This is a genomic window from Mesorhizobium sp. M0185 (genome assembly GCF_040322175.1).
In the GTDB taxonomy this organism is placed as follows: domain Bacteria; phylum Pseudomonadota; class Alphaproteobacteria; order Rhizobiales; family Rhizobiaceae; genus Mesorhizobium.
Genome location: NZ_JAMYSY010000035.1, coordinates 25,925 through 43,273 on the forward strand (window position 1 = coordinate 25,925; position 17,349 = coordinate 43,273).

Annotated in this window: 15 protein-coding genes and 2 pseudogenes; 8 read left to right on the plus strand and 9 right to left on the minus strand. The window is 63.5% G+C overall.

Annotation, left to right across the window (positions count from 1 at the left end):
- Positions 1–5: 5 nt before the first annotated feature.
- The 7 genes and pseudogenes from NKJ20_RS23815 (at position 6) to NKJ20_RS23845 (ending at position 9,872) form a co-directional block, all read left to right on the plus strand.
- A complete protein-coding gene (locus NKJ20_RS23815; protein ID WP_352747431.1) occupies positions 6–683 on the plus strand; it encodes a dienelactone hydrolase family protein in 678 nt (225 codons plus the stop codon).
- A 122-nt stretch (positions 684–805) separates the two neighbouring features.
- On the plus strand, positions 806–1,306 hold the full coding sequence (locus tag NKJ20_RS23820; RefSeq protein WP_023678569.1) for a DUF6496 domain-containing protein: 501 nt from the start codon (positions 806–808) through the stop codon (positions 1,304–1,306).
- A 341-nt stretch (positions 1,307–1,647) separates the two neighbouring features.
- Entirely contained in the window at positions 1,648–2,571 is a 924-nt protein-coding gene (locus NKJ20_RS23825) for an arginase family protein (RefSeq protein WP_352747484.1), read from the plus strand.
- Positions 2,572–2,761: 190 nt separating this feature from the next.
- The gene (locus tag NKJ20_RS23830) at positions 2,762–5,293 is read left to right on the plus strand and encodes an NAD-dependent epimerase/dehydratase family protein (RefSeq protein WP_352747433.1); all 2,532 of its coding nucleotides are present in this window, start codon (positions 2,762–2,764) and stop codon (positions 5,291–5,293) included.
- A gap of 181 nt (positions 5,294–5,474) precedes the next feature.
- Positions 5,475–6,503, plus strand: a complete 1,029-nt coding sequence (locus NKJ20_RS23835) for an ABC transporter substrate-binding protein (RefSeq protein ID WP_352747434.1) — start codon at positions 5,475–5,477, stop codon at positions 6,501–6,503.
- 3 nt (positions 6,504–6,506) lie between these two features.
- Positions 6,507–8,796, plus strand: a pseudogene (locus NKJ20_RS23840) (ABC transporter permease).
- Entirely contained in the window at positions 8,796–9,872 is a 1,077-nt protein-coding gene (locus tag NKJ20_RS23845) for an ABC transporter ATP-binding protein (protein WP_352747437.1), read from the plus strand. Before NKJ20_RS23840 ends, NKJ20_RS23845 begins: the two are co-directional and overlap by 1 nt.
- Here NKJ20_RS23845 and NKJ20_RS23850 read toward each other — a convergent pair.
- From NKJ20_RS23850 to betI, 5 genes and pseudogenes are all read right to left on the minus strand, one after another.
- A complete protein-coding gene (locus NKJ20_RS23850) occupies positions 9,862–10,656 on the minus strand; it encodes an inositol monophosphatase family protein (RefSeq protein ID WP_352747440.1) in 795 nt (264 codons plus the stop codon). The two genes, NKJ20_RS23845 and NKJ20_RS23850, sit on opposite strands and share 11 nt — an antisense overlap.
- Positions 10,657–10,812: 156 nt before the next feature.
- Positions 10,813–10,959 (minus strand): SDR family oxidoreductase, encoded by a 147-nt coding sequence (locus tag NKJ20_RS23855; protein ID WP_502894852.1) that lies wholly within the window; start codon positions 10,957–10,959, stop codon positions 10,813–10,815.
- Between the two features lie 201 nt (positions 10,960–11,160).
- Positions 11,161–11,322, minus strand: a pseudogene (locus tag NKJ20_RS23860) (aspartate aminotransferase family protein); the annotation flags it as partial.
- Between the two features lie 12 nt (positions 11,323–11,334).
- Complete coding sequence (locus NKJ20_RS23865; protein ID WP_352747442.1) at positions 11,335–12,636, minus strand: flavin monoamine oxidase family protein; 1,302 nt, start codon at positions 12,634–12,636, stop codon at positions 11,335–11,337.
- Positions 12,637–12,712: 76 nt separating this feature from the next.
- Positions 12,713–13,429: a transcriptional regulator BetI gene (gene betI, locus NKJ20_RS23870; RefSeq protein ID WP_502894850.1), complete on the minus strand. Its 717-nt coding sequence runs from the start codon at positions 13,427–13,429 to the stop codon at positions 12,713–12,715.
- A gap of 331 nt (positions 13,430–13,760) precedes the next feature.
- Between betI and NKJ20_RS23875 the strand changes: the two genes are divergently transcribed.
- Positions 13,761–14,021: a hypothetical protein gene (locus NKJ20_RS23875; RefSeq protein ID WP_352747446.1), complete on the plus strand. Its 261-nt coding sequence runs from the start codon at positions 13,761–13,763 to the stop codon at positions 14,019–14,021.
- Positions 14,022–14,063: 42 nt separating this feature from the next.
- Here NKJ20_RS23875 and NKJ20_RS23880 read toward each other — a convergent pair whose 3' ends face one another.
- From NKJ20_RS23880 to NKJ20_RS23895, 4 genes are all read right to left on the minus strand, one after another.
- Positions 14,064–15,122, minus strand: coding sequence for a dipeptidase (locus NKJ20_RS23880; protein ID WP_352747449.1), 1,059 nt, complete (start codon positions 15,120–15,122; stop codon positions 14,064–14,066).
- Between the two features lie 187 nt (positions 15,123–15,309).
- Positions 15,310–15,609 carry a GNAT family N-acetyltransferase gene (locus NKJ20_RS23885; protein WP_352618800.1) on the minus strand — a complete coding sequence of 100 codons (300 nt, stop codon included), beginning with the start codon at positions 15,607–15,609 and terminating at the stop codon, positions 15,310–15,312.
- Positions 15,602–16,237, minus strand: a complete 636-nt coding sequence (locus tag NKJ20_RS23890) for an alpha/beta hydrolase (RefSeq protein ID WP_352747452.1) — start codon at positions 16,235–16,237, stop codon at positions 15,602–15,604. The genes NKJ20_RS23885 and NKJ20_RS23890 overlap by 8 nt, the downstream gene beginning before the upstream one ends.
- Before the next feature lie 10 nt (positions 16,238–16,247).
- On the minus strand, positions 16,248–17,180 hold the full coding sequence (locus tag NKJ20_RS23895) for a VOC family protein (RefSeq protein WP_352747455.1): 933 nt from the start codon (positions 17,178–17,180) through the stop codon (positions 16,248–16,250).
- Between the last annotated feature and the right edge of the window lie 169 nt (positions 17,181–17,349).

Sequence of the window (17,349 nt, forward strand, 5' to 3'; positions counted from 1 at the left end):
TGGATATGGACCGGGATAGCGAGCACGTCGTGCATGTTCCCGCGGGACTTGTCGCGCTTGAGGGCAATCTTTCGTTGCCCCCGGCTGCTCGCGGCCTTGTGCTCTTCGCCCATGGCAGCGGAAGCAGCCGCCACAGCCCGCGCAACCGCTACGTGGCCGAAAGGCTGAACGAGGCGAACCTCGCCACCTTCCTCATCGACCTGTTGACGGCCGAAGAGGAGCGGATCGACCAGGTCACGGCCGAGTTGCGCTTCAATATCGGACTGCTCGCCGACCGGCTGGTCGGCGTCACGGATTGGCTCGGCGCCTCGTCGGAAACGTCGGGGTTGCGTCTTGGCTATTTCGGCGCGAGCACGGGCGCCGGTGCCGCCCTGGTGGCGGCGGCCGAGCGGCCCGACCAGGCCGCGGCCGTAGTTTCGCGTGGTGGCCGGCCCGATCTTGCAGCGCACGCCCTGCCGCGCGTCCGGGCGCCGACCTTGCTCGTCGTCGGAGGCGCGGACACGCAAGTGATCGCACTCAACCGCTCGGCGCTGGCGGCGCTCCGCAGCCAGAAGGAGCTCGCCATCGTCCCTGGCGCGACACATCTGTTCGAGGAGCCTGGCGCCCTGGACGAAGTCGCGGGTCTGGCGAGCCGATGGTTCTTGCGCCATCTGGTTTCGGACAGATCGGCGTCAACGTCCTGACGGCTGGGGCTTGGATCACCAGTGCCGGGATCATTTGCGTCCTCAACGCGTTATGATCCTCATAAGACCGCGCGCAGCTGCAACCCGAATGGCTGTCGCAACCCGTATGTGGGAGAAAGACAATGCCAGACAAGAAAACCATCGAGAAGGCCCGAAAGGACAAGCGCGAGGGCAAATCGCCGAGCACACAGGCCGGCGAGTTCGTGCACGAGGAGATCGATAAAATCCGCCGCGGCGAGCACGGCGCGCGCTCGACCCAGCAGGCCATCGCCATCGGGCTTTCCGAGGCAAGACGCGCAGGCGTAGACCTGCCCCCGCCCAAAAAGGGCAAGGTGAAGGAGAGCACGCGCAAAAGCGCCGAATACGCCTATGAGGCCGGCCAGGGTGAACGCACGCCGAAACGCCGCCCGCGGGTCTCGAAAGCCGTCTCCAAGGTGCTCGAGCACGAGCCGAAGAGCACGGCGTCGCACGAGGCGCTGGCGCAGCAGGCCAAGCGTGCGGCCTCGCGCCGGACGGCTGAGGAGCGCTCGGCCGCCGCCAAGAAGGCCGCCGAGACGAAAGGCGCCAGCGGAAGGAAGGCGGCGGCGCAGAAGGCCGCCAGAACGCGCGCACACCACGCATAAGTTCAAAGACGGCAGTTCGCCCCCTGGAAATCCGATATGGCCCAAACGACCGGTATCGAGCTCTGCCCGGGCAGCGCGGGACAACGCCGCTGCCCAAGGCGAACCAGAGCCTGCATCTGCGGGACAACATCGACTTCGAAATCACCGCTGACGACACGGTGGCGCTGAACGAGCAATACTCGTCGCTCGCGACGCTGCCTGACGCGTGACACCGACCGGAGGTACTCGGCGGCAAGGGCAGCGGGAGACCGGTCAGGAAAGCGCAGCCTGTTTCTTGAGCATGATGCGTATCGCCAATAACGCGGAGAACTCTGATCATGACCTCAGCTGCCAGCACGACAATGCCGCGAGCCACCATTCAGACGAGACATATCGCTTTGCTCGGCGCGCCCTCTAATCTTGGGCTGATGCCGCAGGAGGGTGAGCCGGAGCCCGGCGTGTGGAAGGCGCCGGAGGCACTTCAATCGCTTGGTCTCGCCGACCGTTTGGGCGCCGGTCCGTTGCGCTCGGTTCGGGCTCCGCTTTATCGGCCTGAGGTGGATCCTGCGACGGGCGTGCGCAATGCCCAGGCCCTGCGCCAGTATTCCAAGATGCTTGCCGAAGCGGTCGACGAGGAGCTGAACTCGGGAGGGTTCCTGCTCATGCTCGGCGGCGATTGCAGTGTGTTGCTTGGCCCTGCGCTCGCGCTACGGCGTCGTGGCCGCTACGGCCTTATCTTCTTCGATGGGCACACCGATTTCAAATTGCCGGATACCTCGCCGTCAAAGGGAGCCGCGGGCATGGATTTGGCCTTCGTAACCGGTCATGGCCCGACGCTCCTGACCGATTTCGGCGAGCACACTCCTTTGGTCCGTGAGGCCGACGTAGTCGCGTTTGGCTATCGCGATGTGCAGGACCCCGCGACTTACACGTCCAAGGCCATCTTCGACACCGATGTTCACCGGATGGATTTGGCTGAAGTGCGGCGGCGCGGCATCGCCGATGCGGCACGGATAGCGCTTGACGCGGTCGCAGGGCACGACGTCGAGGGTGTATTCGTTCACTTCGATGTCGACGTGCTGGACAGCGAGATCATGTCGGCTGTCGATTCGCCGGAGGCCGGCGGTGTCTTGCCCGACGAAGCTGTCGAAGCCCTTCGCACATGGTGCAACGATCCACGCGTGATTGGGATGGAGGTGACGATCTATGATCCCGACCGCGATCCGGATCGTCGCTGCGGCAAGCTGCTGATCGACATTCTGGTCGCTTCCCTTCGCGGCCGGTAGACCAATGGGAGTCCTGCACTTGTGCACGAACGCAATCCGCCGGCACGAATGGCCGTCGGTCTGACGGATCGCCGCGCGCACCCATTCTGTGGTGCTACCTCATCGGGAACCGTTCTCAACGAACATGGTTCCGAGTGTGCGACCGAAGCATTCGGCTTCTTCTACCCGGCTATCGCCAAGGAGATTAGCCATGACCGGCAAAACCCGTCCCACCGTCCTGATCACAGGCAGCAGCGGGTTTCTGGGCCAAGCCATCGCTCGCGGCTTGATGGAGCGCTACGACATCATCGGCCTTGATGTTGCCAGACGATCCTTGCCCGGCGTCGAGACGATCGAGATCGACCTTACCTCGGACGCGAGCGTGGCGAAGGCACTGGCCGAGGTGCGCGAGCGGAGCGGCGGCCGCGTTGCCTCGGTGATCCATCTCGCGGCTTATTACGACACGACCGGCGAGGATAATCCGAAATACGGCGCGGTGACCGTCGAGGGAACGCGCCGGCTGCTGAACGCGCTGAGGGGGTTCGAGACGGAGCAGTTCGTGTTTTCGAGCACGTTGCTGGTGCATGCGCCGAGCCCGGCGAAGGGCGCCAGGATCGACGAGCGATCGCCGATCGATCCGGCCTGGGCCTATCCGAGATCGAAGGCCGAGACCGAGACGCTGATCCTGAAGGAGCACGGCGACATCAAGGTTGCGATCCTGCGACTGGCGGGTGTCTATGACGAGGATTGTCACGCGGCCTTCATCGCCCAGCAGATCGCCCGCATTTTCGAGCGCATGCCGACCGCCTATCTTTTCACCGGCGACATCACCACCGGCCAGCCCTACCTGCATCTGGACGATCTCGTCGACGCCGTGGTGCGCACCGTCGACCGGCGTAGCGCGCTTCCCAACGAGACCGTACTGCTGATCGGCGAAGAAGAGACGCCGTCCTACGACGACATGCAGAAGCAGATCGGGCAGCTCCTGCACGGCGAGACCTGGCGGACCCTGTCCCTGCCGAAAGAGGTGACGAAGCTCGGCGCCTGGATGCAGGAGAAGGTTTTCGACCAGGAGACTGACATCAAGCCATGGATGATCGAGAACGCCGACGATCACTACGAGATCGACATCTCCCGCGCCAGGCGCCTGCTTGGCTGGAACCCGCGGCACAGCCTGACCGCTACCTTGCCGGAAATGATCCGGCGGCTGAAGGCGGATCCTACCGACTGGTACAAGAAGAACAAGCTTGAACCGTCGGCGGTCGCCGCTTCCGCGCCCGAGCTCAACCAGGCCGCCGAACGGCTGCAGCGCCCGCTCGAGCGCTCGGACGACGAGGTCGAGGCGGAAACCGAACGCCGCCGGGCCGCAACGCTCTGGGCGCCGCTGACCAACGTTGCGATCGGGCTGTGGCTCGTGGCGTCGCCCTTCACGCTCGGCCTGTTCGATCCCGCTTCAGCACCGATTCCGCCGGCGCTCGGACATGAGATCGCCTCGCCGGAGACGCGCGACGGCAGGCTCGGCATCAGTGAGATTGTATCCGGCCTCGCCATCCTGTCGCTGGCGCTTGTCGGCATGCGCCGGCGCTGGCACGGGCTGCATTGGATCACCGCCTCGATCGGGGTTTGGGTGATGTTCGCGCCGCTGCTGTTCTGGACCACCAGCGCCGGAGCCTACGCGACCGACACGCTGGCCGGCATGCTGATCGTCGCGTTCGCGGTGATGATCCCGCCGACGCCGGGTATCAGCCGGCGTGCCTTTGCCGCCGATGACGACCGCCCGCTCGGCTGGAGCTATTCGCCCTCCCTTTTCACCCAGCGCATTCCCATAATCGGCCTCGCCTTTGTCGGCCTGTTCGTCTCGCGCTATCTCGCTGCCTATCAGCTAGGGCACATCGACAGTCTTTGGGATCCGTTCTTCGGCCCGGGCGAAACGCCGGCCGGCAATGGCAGCGAGGCGGTGGTCACCTCCTGGGTCTCCAAGGGTTTTCCGATCGCCGATGCCGGGCTGGGCGCCTTCGCCTATGCGCTGGATATACTCGCGGGCGCGATCGGCGATCGCCGCCGCTGGCGCACCATGCCGTGGATGGTGCTTTTGTTCGGCTTGCTGGTCGTTCCGCTCGGTGTGGTCAGCGTCGGCTTCATCATCATCCAGCCGCCGCTCATCGGGGCGCTGTGCACGCTCTGCATCGTCCAGGCCGCCGTCACGGTCGTGCTCATCCCCTATTCGGTGGACGAGGTGCTGGCGAGCTGCCAGTATCTTAGGCGTGCGAAACAGGCGGGAGAGCCGTTCTGGCGCACATTCTGGTGCGGAGGCCCGGCACTTTCGGAGAACCAGACGCCGACGCCGGATCTCGACCGGCCGCTATCGGCAGTGGCGCGGGACTTCGTCACTGGCGGTGTGAATTTCCCCCGGACCCTTGTCGCCAGCACGGTCGCCGGCGCCCTGCTGATGATCACGCCACTTGTCTTCGGCACCAGCCCGCCGCTCTACTTCAGCGACCATGTCATCGGCTGCCTGGTCATCATGATCGCCGTTACGGCGATGGCCGAGGTGGCGCGAGCCGTCCGCTTTCTGAACATCGCGCTTGGAGCCTGGATCGCCCTCTCTCCGTTCATCCTCGCCGGCGGCGCGGCGGCGAGCCTCGCCAATCTGGCGATCGGAGCGCTGCTGGTCGGGCTCAGCCTGCCGCGCGGCACGCGCAGCGCTGCGCATTATGGCGGCTGGGACCGGGCCATCGTCTGAGGAAGTTCGGCGGCGCAGGACGGTCGGCCAGGTGACTGCAAAGATTGATCCGTATCAGCCTGTCGAACATATCGAGCGGGAAGTCGGCGAAAGGCGCAAAGGCGGCCGTACCCTTCCAACTTGAATTTTTCGCGTATCTGGGTTTCATAAGTCGGCAAATAACTTAGGGAGGAATTTCAACATGATAAAAAGGGCAATTCTCGGCGCCGGCATCCTCGCCGCCGGTATGTGGGCCGCGTCGTCATCGGTGTCCGCCGAAAGCCTGACCATGTATTGCGGCGTTGACGAGGTCTGGTGCCAGCAGACGGCGCGGGCGTTCGAGGAGAAGACCGGCATCACCGTCAATATGACCCGCAAGAGCGCTGGCGAAATCTATGCGCAATTGCGCGCCGAGGCCGCCAACCCAAAGGGAGACATCTGGTGGGGCGGCACCGGCGATCCGCATTTGCAGGCAGCCGAGGAGGGCCTGACAATGGAATACAAATCGCCGCTGCTCAACCAGTTGCAGCCCTGGGCGATCAAGCAGGCGGAAACGTCCGGCTACCGCACGGTCGGCATCTATTCGGGTGCGCTGGGCTTCGGCTACAACAAGGATTTGCTGGCCAAGAACAATCTGCCCGAACCGAAATGCTGGGCGGATCTGATCAAGCCCGAATACAAGGGGCACATCCAGGTCGCCAACCCCAATTCCTCGGGGACCGCATACAATATGCTGGCGACCATCGTTCAGCTGTTTGGTGAGGACAAGGGTTTCGAATACATGAAAGCCCTGCACAAGAACGTCAACCAGTACACCAAGTCGGGTTCGGCGCCGATCAAGGCCGCCGGTCTCGGCGAGACCACCATCGGCATCGTCTTCATCCACGACGCCGTGTCGCAGGTCGTCGCCGGCTTCCCGATCGTTCCAGTCACGCCTTGCGAGGGAACCGGCTATGAGATCGGCTCGGAATCGATCATCAAGGGCGCTCGCAACATGGAAGCCGCGAAGAAATTCTACGACTGGGCGCTCGAGGCCGACGTCCAGTCCACGGCGCAGGATGCGGGGTCGTTCCAGGTTCCATCGAACAAGGCGGCGAAAACCTCCGCCAAGGCGCCCGACCTCTCGACCATAAAGCTGATCGACTACGACTTCAAGAAGTACGGCTCGAGCGAAGAACGCAAGCGCCTGCTTAAGAAGTGGGAGGAGGAGGTCGCATCGCTGCCGCAATAGCAGATGCGCTTCCGCGAAACCCGCTGGCCGATTGAACCGGTCGCCGTCCTTTGGATGGCGGTCGGATGGCTGGGGTTTGCCGTGCTGCCCTGGTACGGCATCGAGGACGGGTTCTTCGGCTTTTCCTGGCTGTTCGACGGTTACCCGTCCGACAGCGAATTCGCGCCGGCACTGGTTCTGGCCCTCAAGGGCGAGAAACTGTGGCTGGCGCCGCTCGGCCTGCTGCTGGCGGTGCCGCTGCTTCTGTGGGGCCGCACCAAATCCGATCCGGTTTTCAGCCGGCTGCTGATCATTGTCGGCGCCGCCGGATTTGGCTGGCTGTTGTTCCAGGGCTTCGCCAATCGGGCTGCGCGGTTGGCAGTTCGGCTGGCTCACCAGCCTGTTCGGCGAACTTGGCGACCGCCAATTCGGCATGGGCTACGGCGCCTTGCTGGTCAGCGGTGCCTTTCTGTTCCTTTTCACCCTGGGTGTTGCCGCGCGCGGCGCCGTCTCTGGCGACGTCTTCGTCGTCGGCTCGATCGGCTTTGTCGTCGCCATGGTTGCCATTTTCATCTTCATGCCGATCCTGATGATGCTGGCCAATGCCATGCAGACCGACGACGGCGGCTACTCGCCTGTCGCGTTCCTGGCCAAGCTGTTCAGTTCGCGGCTGTGGAGCCTGGCTTGTCTTGCCGGCGGCAGCCGCTGCGGCGTGGCCTGGAATTCGCTGCTGCTGGCCGTGCTCGTCGGCCTGCTGACCATGTTTCTGGGGCTGGTGTTCGCGCTGGTCGTGACCCGTACCGGCTTCCGCCACGGCAAGCTGCTCCGCGCCCTGACCGTGTTGCCGATCATCACGCCGGCTTTCGTCATCGGCCTTGCCATCATCTTGTTGTTCGGACTGTCAGGGGCAGTGACGCAGAGCGTGGCCGGTCTCTTCGGTTTCCAGCCGACACGCTGGGTATATGGACTTCCCGGCCTGCTCATTGCCCAGGTTCTCGCCTTCACGCCGATCGCCTTCCTGGTGCTGATCGGCGTCGTCGAAGGCGTCAGCCCGTCCATGGAAGAGGCCTCCCAGACGCTCCGAGCCAGCCGCTGGCAGACCTTTTGGACCGTATCCCTGCCGCTGATGCGGCCGGGCCTTGCCAACGCCTTTCTGCTCGGCTTCATCGAGAGCATGGCCGATTTCGGCAATCCGCTGGTGCTGAGCGGCAATTACGACGTGCTGTCGACAGAAATCTTCTTTGCCATTGTCGGCGCGCAGAACGATGCGGCACTTGCCGCGATCCTGGCACTGGTGCTGCTGGCCTTCACGCTCGGCGCCTTTTATGCGCAGCGCTTCTGGATCGGCAGGCGCTCTTACACCACCGTCACCGGCAAGGGCGACGCCGGCGTCCATCCGCGCTTGCCTGCCGGGCTGACATACGCGCTCTATGTCATCGCCGGACTGTGGACGGCATTCACCGTACTGGTCTACGCGGTGATCTTCTATGGCAGCTTCGTCAAGCTGTGGGGGGTCGACCAGAGCCTGACACTGGAGCACTACCGGAAGGCGTTCTCCGTCGGCTGGAACGAATTCGGCATCCACTGGTCGGGCTCGGCATGGAGCTCCTTCTGGACGACCATGGAGATCGCGCTGATATCGGCGCCTCTGACGGCCGGGATCGGGCTTCTGACCGCCTATCTTCTGGTCCGCCAGAATTTCCGCGGCAAGAACGCCTTCGAATTTGCGACCATGCTCTCGTTCGCGATTCCGGGAACCGTCATCGGCGTCAGCTACATTATTGCCTTCAACGTGCCGCCGATCGAGCTGACCGGGACCGGCATCATCCTCGTCCTGTCGTTCATCTTCCGCAACATGCCGGTGGGCGTGCGCGCCGGCGTCGCCTCGATGTCGCAGATCGACCGTAGCCTGGATGAATCCTCGCTGACGCTTGGCGCCAACTCGTGGCAGACCTTCAGGCGCGTCATCCTGCCTTTGCTGAGATCGGCAATGCTGGCGGCGCTCGTCTATTCCTTCGTGCGCGCCATGACCGCGATCAGCGCCGTCATCTTTCTGGTCAGCGCGCGCTACGATCTCTCGACCAGCTACATCGTTGGACGTGTCGAGAACAATGAATACGGCATCGCCATCGCCTATTCGACGGTGCTGATCGTCGTCATGCTGATGGTAATTGGCTTGATGCAGCTGCTTGTCGGCAGCCGCAATATCGGCCGGCGCGGCATCCAGCAGGGCGACGGCGGCTGGAGCGTGCGCACCAATGTCAGCCTGCCCGGAACGGCCGGCGGCCCGACCACAATAGCAGGAGCCGGGTGATGGCCGAAATTCGCAGCAACGCCGCCTCGGTAACCTTCGACCATGTCACCAAGACATATCCGGGCGCCAGCATGCCGGCGGTCGACGACATCTCGCTTGCGATCGAAGCCGGCAAGCTGGTGACGCTTCTCGGGCCCTCCGGCTGCGGCAAGACGACGACGCTCCGCATGATCGCCGGCCTTGAAATGCCGTCCAGCGGCCGCATTCTGATAGGCGGCAAAGATGTCACCCGCCTGCCCGCCACCGACCGCGACGTGTCCATGGTTTTCCAGTCCTATGCACTGTTTCCGCACATGACGGTGATGGAAAACGTCTCCTATGGCTTGCGCTTCTCCGGCCATGACAAGAAGGAGGCTGCGTCTCGGGCCCGTGCCGGGCTGGAATTGGTCGGCCTGACCGGTTTCGAGGCGCGCCTGCCCAGCGAACTGTCGGGTGGCCAGCAGCAGCGCGTGGCGGTGGCGCGCGCGCTGGTGCTCGAACCGCAAGTGCTGCTGTTCGACGAGCCGCTGTCAAATCTCGACGCCAAGCTGCGCCGGCACGTGCGCGAGGAAATCAGGGAAATCCAGATCAAGCTCGGGCTGACGGTGGTCTATGTCACACACGACCAGGAAGAGGCGCTGGCGGTTTCGGATCGTATCATCGTCATGAACAAAGCGGTGATCGCACAGGACGGCACGCCACGCGAACTCTACGACGCACCGGCCAACGCTTTCGTCGCCGACTTCATCGGCGAAGCCAATATCCTCGATTGCGAGGTGGTTTCGGTAGGAGGCGATGAAGCTGCCGTCCGGCTGGGTTCGCTGGCCTTGAAACTGCCGGCGCGAGGCCACCAGGCCGGGCCGGCGAAGCTGGCCGTCCGTCCGAGCCGCATCGAGATCGGCCCTGCCGGTGCACCACGGACGATCGCGGGCAGGCTCGAAAAGGTCACCTATGTCGGCAGCCATCTCGAACTGATCATCGGCACACCGCACGGCCAGGTGTTTGCAATATCGCACAACATCGATGCGCCGTTTCAGGCAGGCGACAGCGTCGGCATCGGCTTTCCGGAGCGCGGACCGGTTCTGATCAAAGCTTGAAGGATTGCACGCAGAGCTGGCGAACCTGGGCGAACACACCGCTGCCGGCGCAAATCACCAGCGCGCCGTGTTCCAGAACCGTCTTTGGGTCGGGCTTGACGATCGTGCCGCCGGCTTCTTCCACCAGCAGCATGCCTGCCAGGCAGTCCCAGGCGTTCATATGCTCTTCGACATAGCCGAGCAGCCTGCCGGCGGCCGCATAGGCGAGCATCAATGCGCCGGATGCGTTACGGAAAAACACGCCGCCTTTTGAAAACAGCAAGCCGATGAGCGTTGCGACGTTTTGCATTTCGGCGCGGTTGGAAAAGCCGGTGCCCAACGAGCCGTCGGTCAGGCTGATGGCCGCGCTTGCCCTGATCGGCTTGCCGTTGAGAAAAGCGCCGCCGCCCTTGCGGCAATGGAACGTTTCGCCGGTAGAGGGCTCGTGGATGACACCCACGACAGTGTCGCCGTCCTTGGCGCAGGCGATGACCACGCACCAGGCCGGAATGCCCCGCACGAAGTTCGCGGTGCCGTCGATCGGATCTATCACCCAGACATGCCCGCTCGATCCGGTGACCGAGGCATGCTCCTCGCCGACAATTCCATCGGTCGGGTAGTCGGCTTTCATTGCCGCACGGATGAACAGCTCGACCTCGCGGTCAGCCTGCGAGACCATGTCCTGATGACCTTTGCTCTCGATGGCGAGGCTGTCGAGGTCGCGAAAATACTTCAGGCCGAGCGCGCCGGCGCGCCGCGCGAGATCGATGGCGAACTGTTCGCGCGTTGCTGTGTCGGGTGTCATGAGATCCTTGGGATGGCGAATGTGATCTGAGGAAAATACCCCCAGCCAGAGAAGCTTAGCGGTGAAGATAAGAGTGTGCAAATGACGAGCCCTGCCTTTTGCGGGGCGGCCCCGAGGCCGACCGATCTTCCATGCGCCCGACAGCGACAGTCGCGCTCATACGGGTCCGGTCATGTCGCCGTCGACATAGATGATCTGGCCGGTCATGAAGCTCGACGCGTCGGAAACCAGGAAGATCGCGGCACCGCCCAGTTCATCGACCTCGCCCACGTTGCCAGCGGCCGACCAATGCCGCGGCTCAATCCGGAAATTAAGGCGGTTTTACCGGCGAGGCCGAACAGGTCCGATAGGTCATCAATGCTTTGTTTCCCCAGAACTTTGTTTCCCAGAGTTGCGCTTTGTTTCCCAGAGATGGCGGCCAGACGCAGGCGATCGAAGCCTCGTCGCGCATCGTTAGCGCTGACGACCGCTGTCAGCAATGGCGAGATCGCCGGCGATAAACGCCTATCCCCGCCGGACACCTTGCCGGCGCAGATCGTCCATCGTGCGCGAAATGCCTTGGCGCAGGATCGACACCATGTCGTCGATCTGCTCGCGCGTGATGATCAGCGGCGGCGACATGGCGCACATGTTGATCAGCGGTCTGACCAGCAGGCCGAGCTCGTGGATCCGCCTCGCTTATGACCCCGAGGCTCGGCTGGCGATGGCAGACTGAATAATTCTTAGCGCAGCAATGCGGCCGGCGACGATGGCGCCCTCGACGTAGCCCGGAAATGATGGCGACAGCTCCGACGAGGCGAAATGGATCCGCGACGCGCCGGCGCGGATAACGCGTTCGGCATCGGTTGCCGTCGCATCGACGATCAGATCGCTGTAACCGCCGCCGCTCCAGCGATCCCCAGTCCAGTCGCGATAACTGAGATCGATGATGCCGGCCGCCTCGATACCGAGCGCCTCTTCCAGCCTTGACGTCACCTTTGCGCGCAACGCCGCGTCGTCCAGATCCCGCCAGCGCTGCGCCAGCGGCCCGCCGATGAAGACGACAAGGGCTGCGTGATCTTCGTCTCTGCTGGCATCGCAGGCAAAAAGCCCGTGCGGGTCGCGCCACATCACCATGCCGCTCAAGCCCCTGTCGCGCCAGAAAGCCTTGGGGTAGCGCACCAGCATTTTGATCACCGCGCCGCTTTGCCAGACGCCGAGGGCTCTCTTCAGCACAGCCGGCAGCGGCGGCACGAAATCCACTCTCGAGGCCATCATCGGCGGTACGGCGACCAGTACCGCTCGTGCCTCGATCGCGCCGGCAGGCGAAACGACGCGAACTCCTCGCGGCCCGTGCTCAATGGCCTCGACAGCTGTATTCAGCCGCAGTCGATCGCCGAGATCCCGCCCAAGATCATCCGCCAGCGAATGCATGGTTTCGCGCACGAAATACTGCAACTCCGACACCTCATTGGTGATGCGGCGATCATTGTCGATCAGGAACCAAAGCGGCAGCGTTTCCATTGCCAGGCACCACAGGCCCTCGATCATCGACCGAAAGGCGGCCTTCGCATCGTCGGGATCGGCCTGGCGATCGAGCCATGCCGCTACCGTCAAGCCGGCAATGGTCGGGTCGGTCGGTGCGATCGCGTTCATCCGCTCGCGCATTCGCATCGCGGTGCCGTAAGTGCGCCCGGCTTGCGCCTCGCTCATTCGCGGCTGCGTGACGAATTCGCCTGCGACATGGGTCTCGACCAATGTCTTGCCGCGCGCTCGCACCAGCGCCATTAATTCCGGCATGTCTTCGCACAGGAACTGGCCGCCGCTGTCGATCCGCTCGCCGAGCCCGTTCTGCACGGCTTCGACGCGGCCGCCGACACGGTCGCGGGCTTCGAGCAGCACGACATCGATGCCGGCGTGGTTCAATTCACGCGCGGCCGACAGGCCGGTGAAGCCGGCGCCGACGATGGCCACATCGGCTCGTTCGATCTTGAACTTCATTAGCCGGCCTTGATCTTCTCGAATGTCAGGGGCCGGATCATTGTCTTCATTGCTGGTCCACCCTCTTTTTGATGGTTCACGCCGGCCTGGCACCGCGGGCTGCAGAGTTCGGATAGTGCTTGGGGAATGCCGCAGACAGGAACTCGTTCGCGGCCTGCAGCGCCGTCTCGCGTGTGGCGTCCTCGGTGCCCATCATCAAATGCAGCCACAGACCATCCAGCATGGCGCTGAGCGCCAGCGCCATGACTTGCGGCTCGTAGGCATAGAAGCCGCTCTGCTTGAGCGCCACGCAAAGATCGATGAATATGTTCTGGTAGACGGCATCGCGTGCGCTGCTCAGCGCCTGATATTTCGGTCGCGATTTGGCCTCGCCCCAGAAGGCACACCAGGCAGCCAGCTTGCGCTTGTTGCAGATCGAGCGGTTGAAATCGGCTGCCACCAATGCCTGCAGCTGGCGGGCGGGATCATCGCCGGCCCTTTGCAAGGCGCTGCGCCAATGCGCCGAATACTCGTCATGCATGTATTGCAAAGTGGCGACGAGCAGCTTCTCCTTGCTCTCGAAATGGAAATTGACGATGCCGCGCGACAGGCCGGCGCCGTCGGCGACGTCGGCCATAGTCGTTTCCGAATAGCCGCGCTTGGCCAATGAATCGATAGTCGCTTCGATCAGTTGAACCTGCCTTGTCTCTTTCGACGCTTTGCGGCCGCGCTTTTCGGAATCGCTTTTTCGCGCCGGTTCGAGGAGGGCTTCGCGCGCCTCTGTTGTCTTCATCGGGGTGATGGTCTCCAGCATCGCCGGCTAGCCGATCGGCTTCGGCCGCGAAGATCAGTGGGACGGTGTTTGCCACTGTCAAGCACCTTCTGCACGGCTGCCATATTCGAATGTTCTCGTCGAGATTGCATCCTTGGAGAAAACGACGTCGAAGGCACCGTCGGCGAAAGGGCAGCGATCCCGGCGATGCAGACCAGATCAGCGCCGCCGAGCCCGCCTGCAGCGGACCTTGGGTCGAGATCTACGCCAGGCGCGAGCTGCAATATCAAAAGCTGCTGAGGCGTGCCAAACTGGCGCCGCGGCTGGTCATCAAACTCGACCGCCGCACCAGTCCGCCCGCGGATTTTTAAATATGGCCGACGACACCGACAGTCCCGAACTCGACACCGAAGCCGCCGAACAGTGGCAGCTGATCAACACGCCGCTCGGCGAAAAATGGTCGGGCCGCACCCGCTATGCCGCGGCCATGTTCTTCTACAAACGCGGCGAGATGAACGCCGAGACGCTCGAGGTCTACCGCATCTGCACACGCCTGGATTCGACGGATCCGCTGCCGATCATCCGTGATCGCGGCATTGGCCAGGACTGGCTTAAACGCATGGGTTTCGAATAGTCCGCCCCCAAAACGCGTTCCGGTCAAGCCGGCATCACCCGCTTAGCCGATGGTCCTTTCCAGCATGCCTAGCCAGTTGCGATAGGCGATCTTCTCGATCAGCGCGCGCCCGAAGCCGCGTGCCGCGAATGCGTCGAGCAGTCTTGGCAGGCCGGCAACATCGCCTATCACGGCCGGGATCATGGCGCCGTCGAAATCCGAGCCTAGGCCGACGCCGTCTTCGCCCAGCGCCTGCAGCAGCGAATCGACATGGCGCACCATGATGTCGAGGCCGGTGTCGGCGTTCATCCTGCCGTCCTCGCGCAGGAACCCGGTGGCGAAGTTCAGCCCGACCATGCCGCCGGAGTCGCGGATCGCGCCGAGCTGCCATTCGGTGAGGTTGCGCGAATGGCCGCAGATCGCGTGCACGTTGGAATGGGTCGCGACCAGCGGTGCGTCGCTGATCTCGACGACGTCGCGGAAACCTTTTTCGTTGAGATGCGAAAGATCGATCATGATCTTCAGCTGGTTGCAGGCTTTCACAAGCGCCTTGCCGGCATCGGTCAGCCCCGCCCCTGTATCGGGCGATGACGGGAAACGGAACGGCACGCCGTGGCCGAAGGCATTGGGACGGCTCCAGACGACACCGAGCGAGCGCAGGCCGGCTGCGTGGAGAACGTCGAGCAGGGTGAGCTCAGGGTCGATCGCCTCGACCCCTTCGATATGGAACACCGCCGCGATCGAGCCTTGCGCCATCGCCTTCCTCACATCGCCGGCGCTGCGGCAGACAGTAAGTGCCGAAGCCCGCTCCAGCCTGAACAGGATCGAGGCCATCGCTACGGTGGAGTTGAGCGCATCGGCGCGCGGAATCTCGGGTGGCAAGGGCTCGCTGTCGCTCGGCGCCAGCGGCACCGCGCCGCGTTTGGATTTCTCGACAGGCGGCGGGAAGATCGCGAACATGCCGCCGGCAAATCCGCCTTTCTTCGCGCGCGGAAGGTCGATATGGCCACCCGGCGTCCCCTCGACGAACAGCTTTTCGACGTCCGCATCCTTCGACTGGTAGAGCCGGAGCAGCGTGTCGTTGTGGCCGTCGAAGACGGGAACGAGATCGGATTCGGTCATGGAGGGCCATTCGGTTGAAGTGGTCGGACCGCGGACGGCGAGCCGGTTGCTGGCAATACTTAGGCAAGGTTGGCGCTCTGCGCAAATCCCGTATGTTTGCCCCTTGCGTTTGTACGCCTCCGATAGCCAAAGGGGCACGCGGTAAAGCCGCGCACCCCTTCTCCTGTCATTCATCGAGGGGCTGTGCTTACCGCTTCAGCACGTCCGCCCATTCCGGATGGCGGCGGAACTGAGCATTGGCGAACGGGCAAAGCGGGATGATCGTCTTGCCCGCCGCACGTGCATCCTCGACGGCACGGGTGACCAGGCGAAGCCCCGCGCCCTGGCCGCGAAATGCATCCGGCACTTCGGTATGGTCGATGATGATCTGGTGCTCGCCGACCTTGGTGAAGGTCATCTCAGCCTCGGCGCCGTCCGGCCCACGCAGGAGATAGCGGCCCTTCGAGCCGCGGTCCTCCAGCTCGATCTCCGGCAATAGGTCAGACATGGCTTGCGGTCCTTTCATCCGGCGCAAGGGCGAACAACCGCCGCGCCGCCTCGATCTCGGTCGGCCGCACCTCATGGCCGCCGTCATGCCACTCGACTGTGACATCGGCGCCATCGGCGCGCAAATAGGCTTCAAGCCGCGCCGTCAAATCAGGCGGACAGATCGGGTCCCGCCTGCCGGCGGTGACCAGGATGCGGCTGCCGCCAAGGCTGCCCTTGACCTCCGGCTCGAACGGGATCAGCGGATGCATCAGCACCGTTGCGTCGAACAGCGACGGTTCGGCAAACAGCACCGAGGCCAGGATGTTAGCGCCGTTGGAGTAACCGAGGCCGAGCACCGAAGATGGCTTTGCCGCCTCGACATGCGCCTTGACGAAGCCGGCCATCCTCTCCGTCGCTCGCGTGAGGTCGCCCATGTCGTAAACGCCCTCGCCGGTCCGGCGGAAGAAGCGTGCGGCGCCTTGTTCCGAGACATCGCCGCGCGGTGCGACGACCGTCGCTTGCGGCGCGAGATCGCGCCCAAGCGACAGAAGCTGGGCCTCGTCGCCGCCGGTGCCATGGAAGACGAAGAGCAGCGGTCCGGCCGGCGAACCGGGCAGCACCTTGTGAATATATGAATCCTTGCTCATGACGTCGCCCTCAGTCTTCCAGTTTCTGCAGATGCTGCTCGAGATAGGGCCGCAAATGCTGGTGTTGCAACGGCAGTTTCAGCGCCTCGCCAAGGTGGGCGGTATCCTCGTCGCGGTCGAAGCCCGGCTCGTTGGTGGCGACCTCGAACAGCACGCCCCCCGGTGTGCGGAAGTAGATCGCCCAGAAATAATCGCGGTCGATCACCGGCGTCACCTGATAACCTGTATCGAGGAGTGCCTTGCGCACTTCGAGCTGCTTGGCGCGGTTCTCGACGGCGAAAGCAACATGGTGGACCGAGCCGGCGCCGAGATTGGCGAAGCCGGCCCCTGGCAGCGATTCGATATCGACGACGTCGGCGCCGTTGCCGTTCTTCACCGCCAGCCGCCTGATGTTGCCGGACTTGTCGACCTCCTCATAGCCCATGAATTTCAGCAGCTCTTCGGTGGCGCCGCCATCTTTCAGCCTGAGCGACACCGAGTGAAAGCCGCGGATCGCCTCGTCGGTGGGAATGCCACCCTTGGCCCATGGCGCACGGTTGTCCGCTCTGTCTTCGACCAGCGCAAACCCGTCGCCGTCGGGACCGGCGAACGCAAGACGCTTCTCGCCGAATGTCTCCTCGCGGGACAGCCCAGTGACACCTTGCTCGGCAAACCGTTTCTCCCAATAGCCGAGCGTGCCCTCGGGCACCGAGTAAGCGGTGGTACCGACTTCGCCGATTCCATGGCGGCCTTTGCCGATGTTCGGGAACGGGAAGTAGGTCATCACCGAGCCGGGCGTGCCGACCTCGTCGCCGTAATAGAGGTGGTAGACATCGGGTGCATCGAAATTGACCGTTTTCTTGACCCGGCGCAGGCCGAGCGTACCGGTGAAGAATTCGTTGTTCTGGCGCGCATCGCTGGCCATCGAGGTGACGTGATGCAGGCCCTTGACTTGGTCGAGCATGTTTCTGCTCCTTCCCTTGTGCTGGTGCGGCCCTTGCCGCTGTCCACGCAAATATGAGGATCCGCCTCCTGGCCGCAAAGGCGGCAAACACAGAATGGACTGTGCTGTTAAAGTGAACGATCAAGCAGGTTTTGTTCACCATTCGGCGAACCGGACCGGCTTGCATACT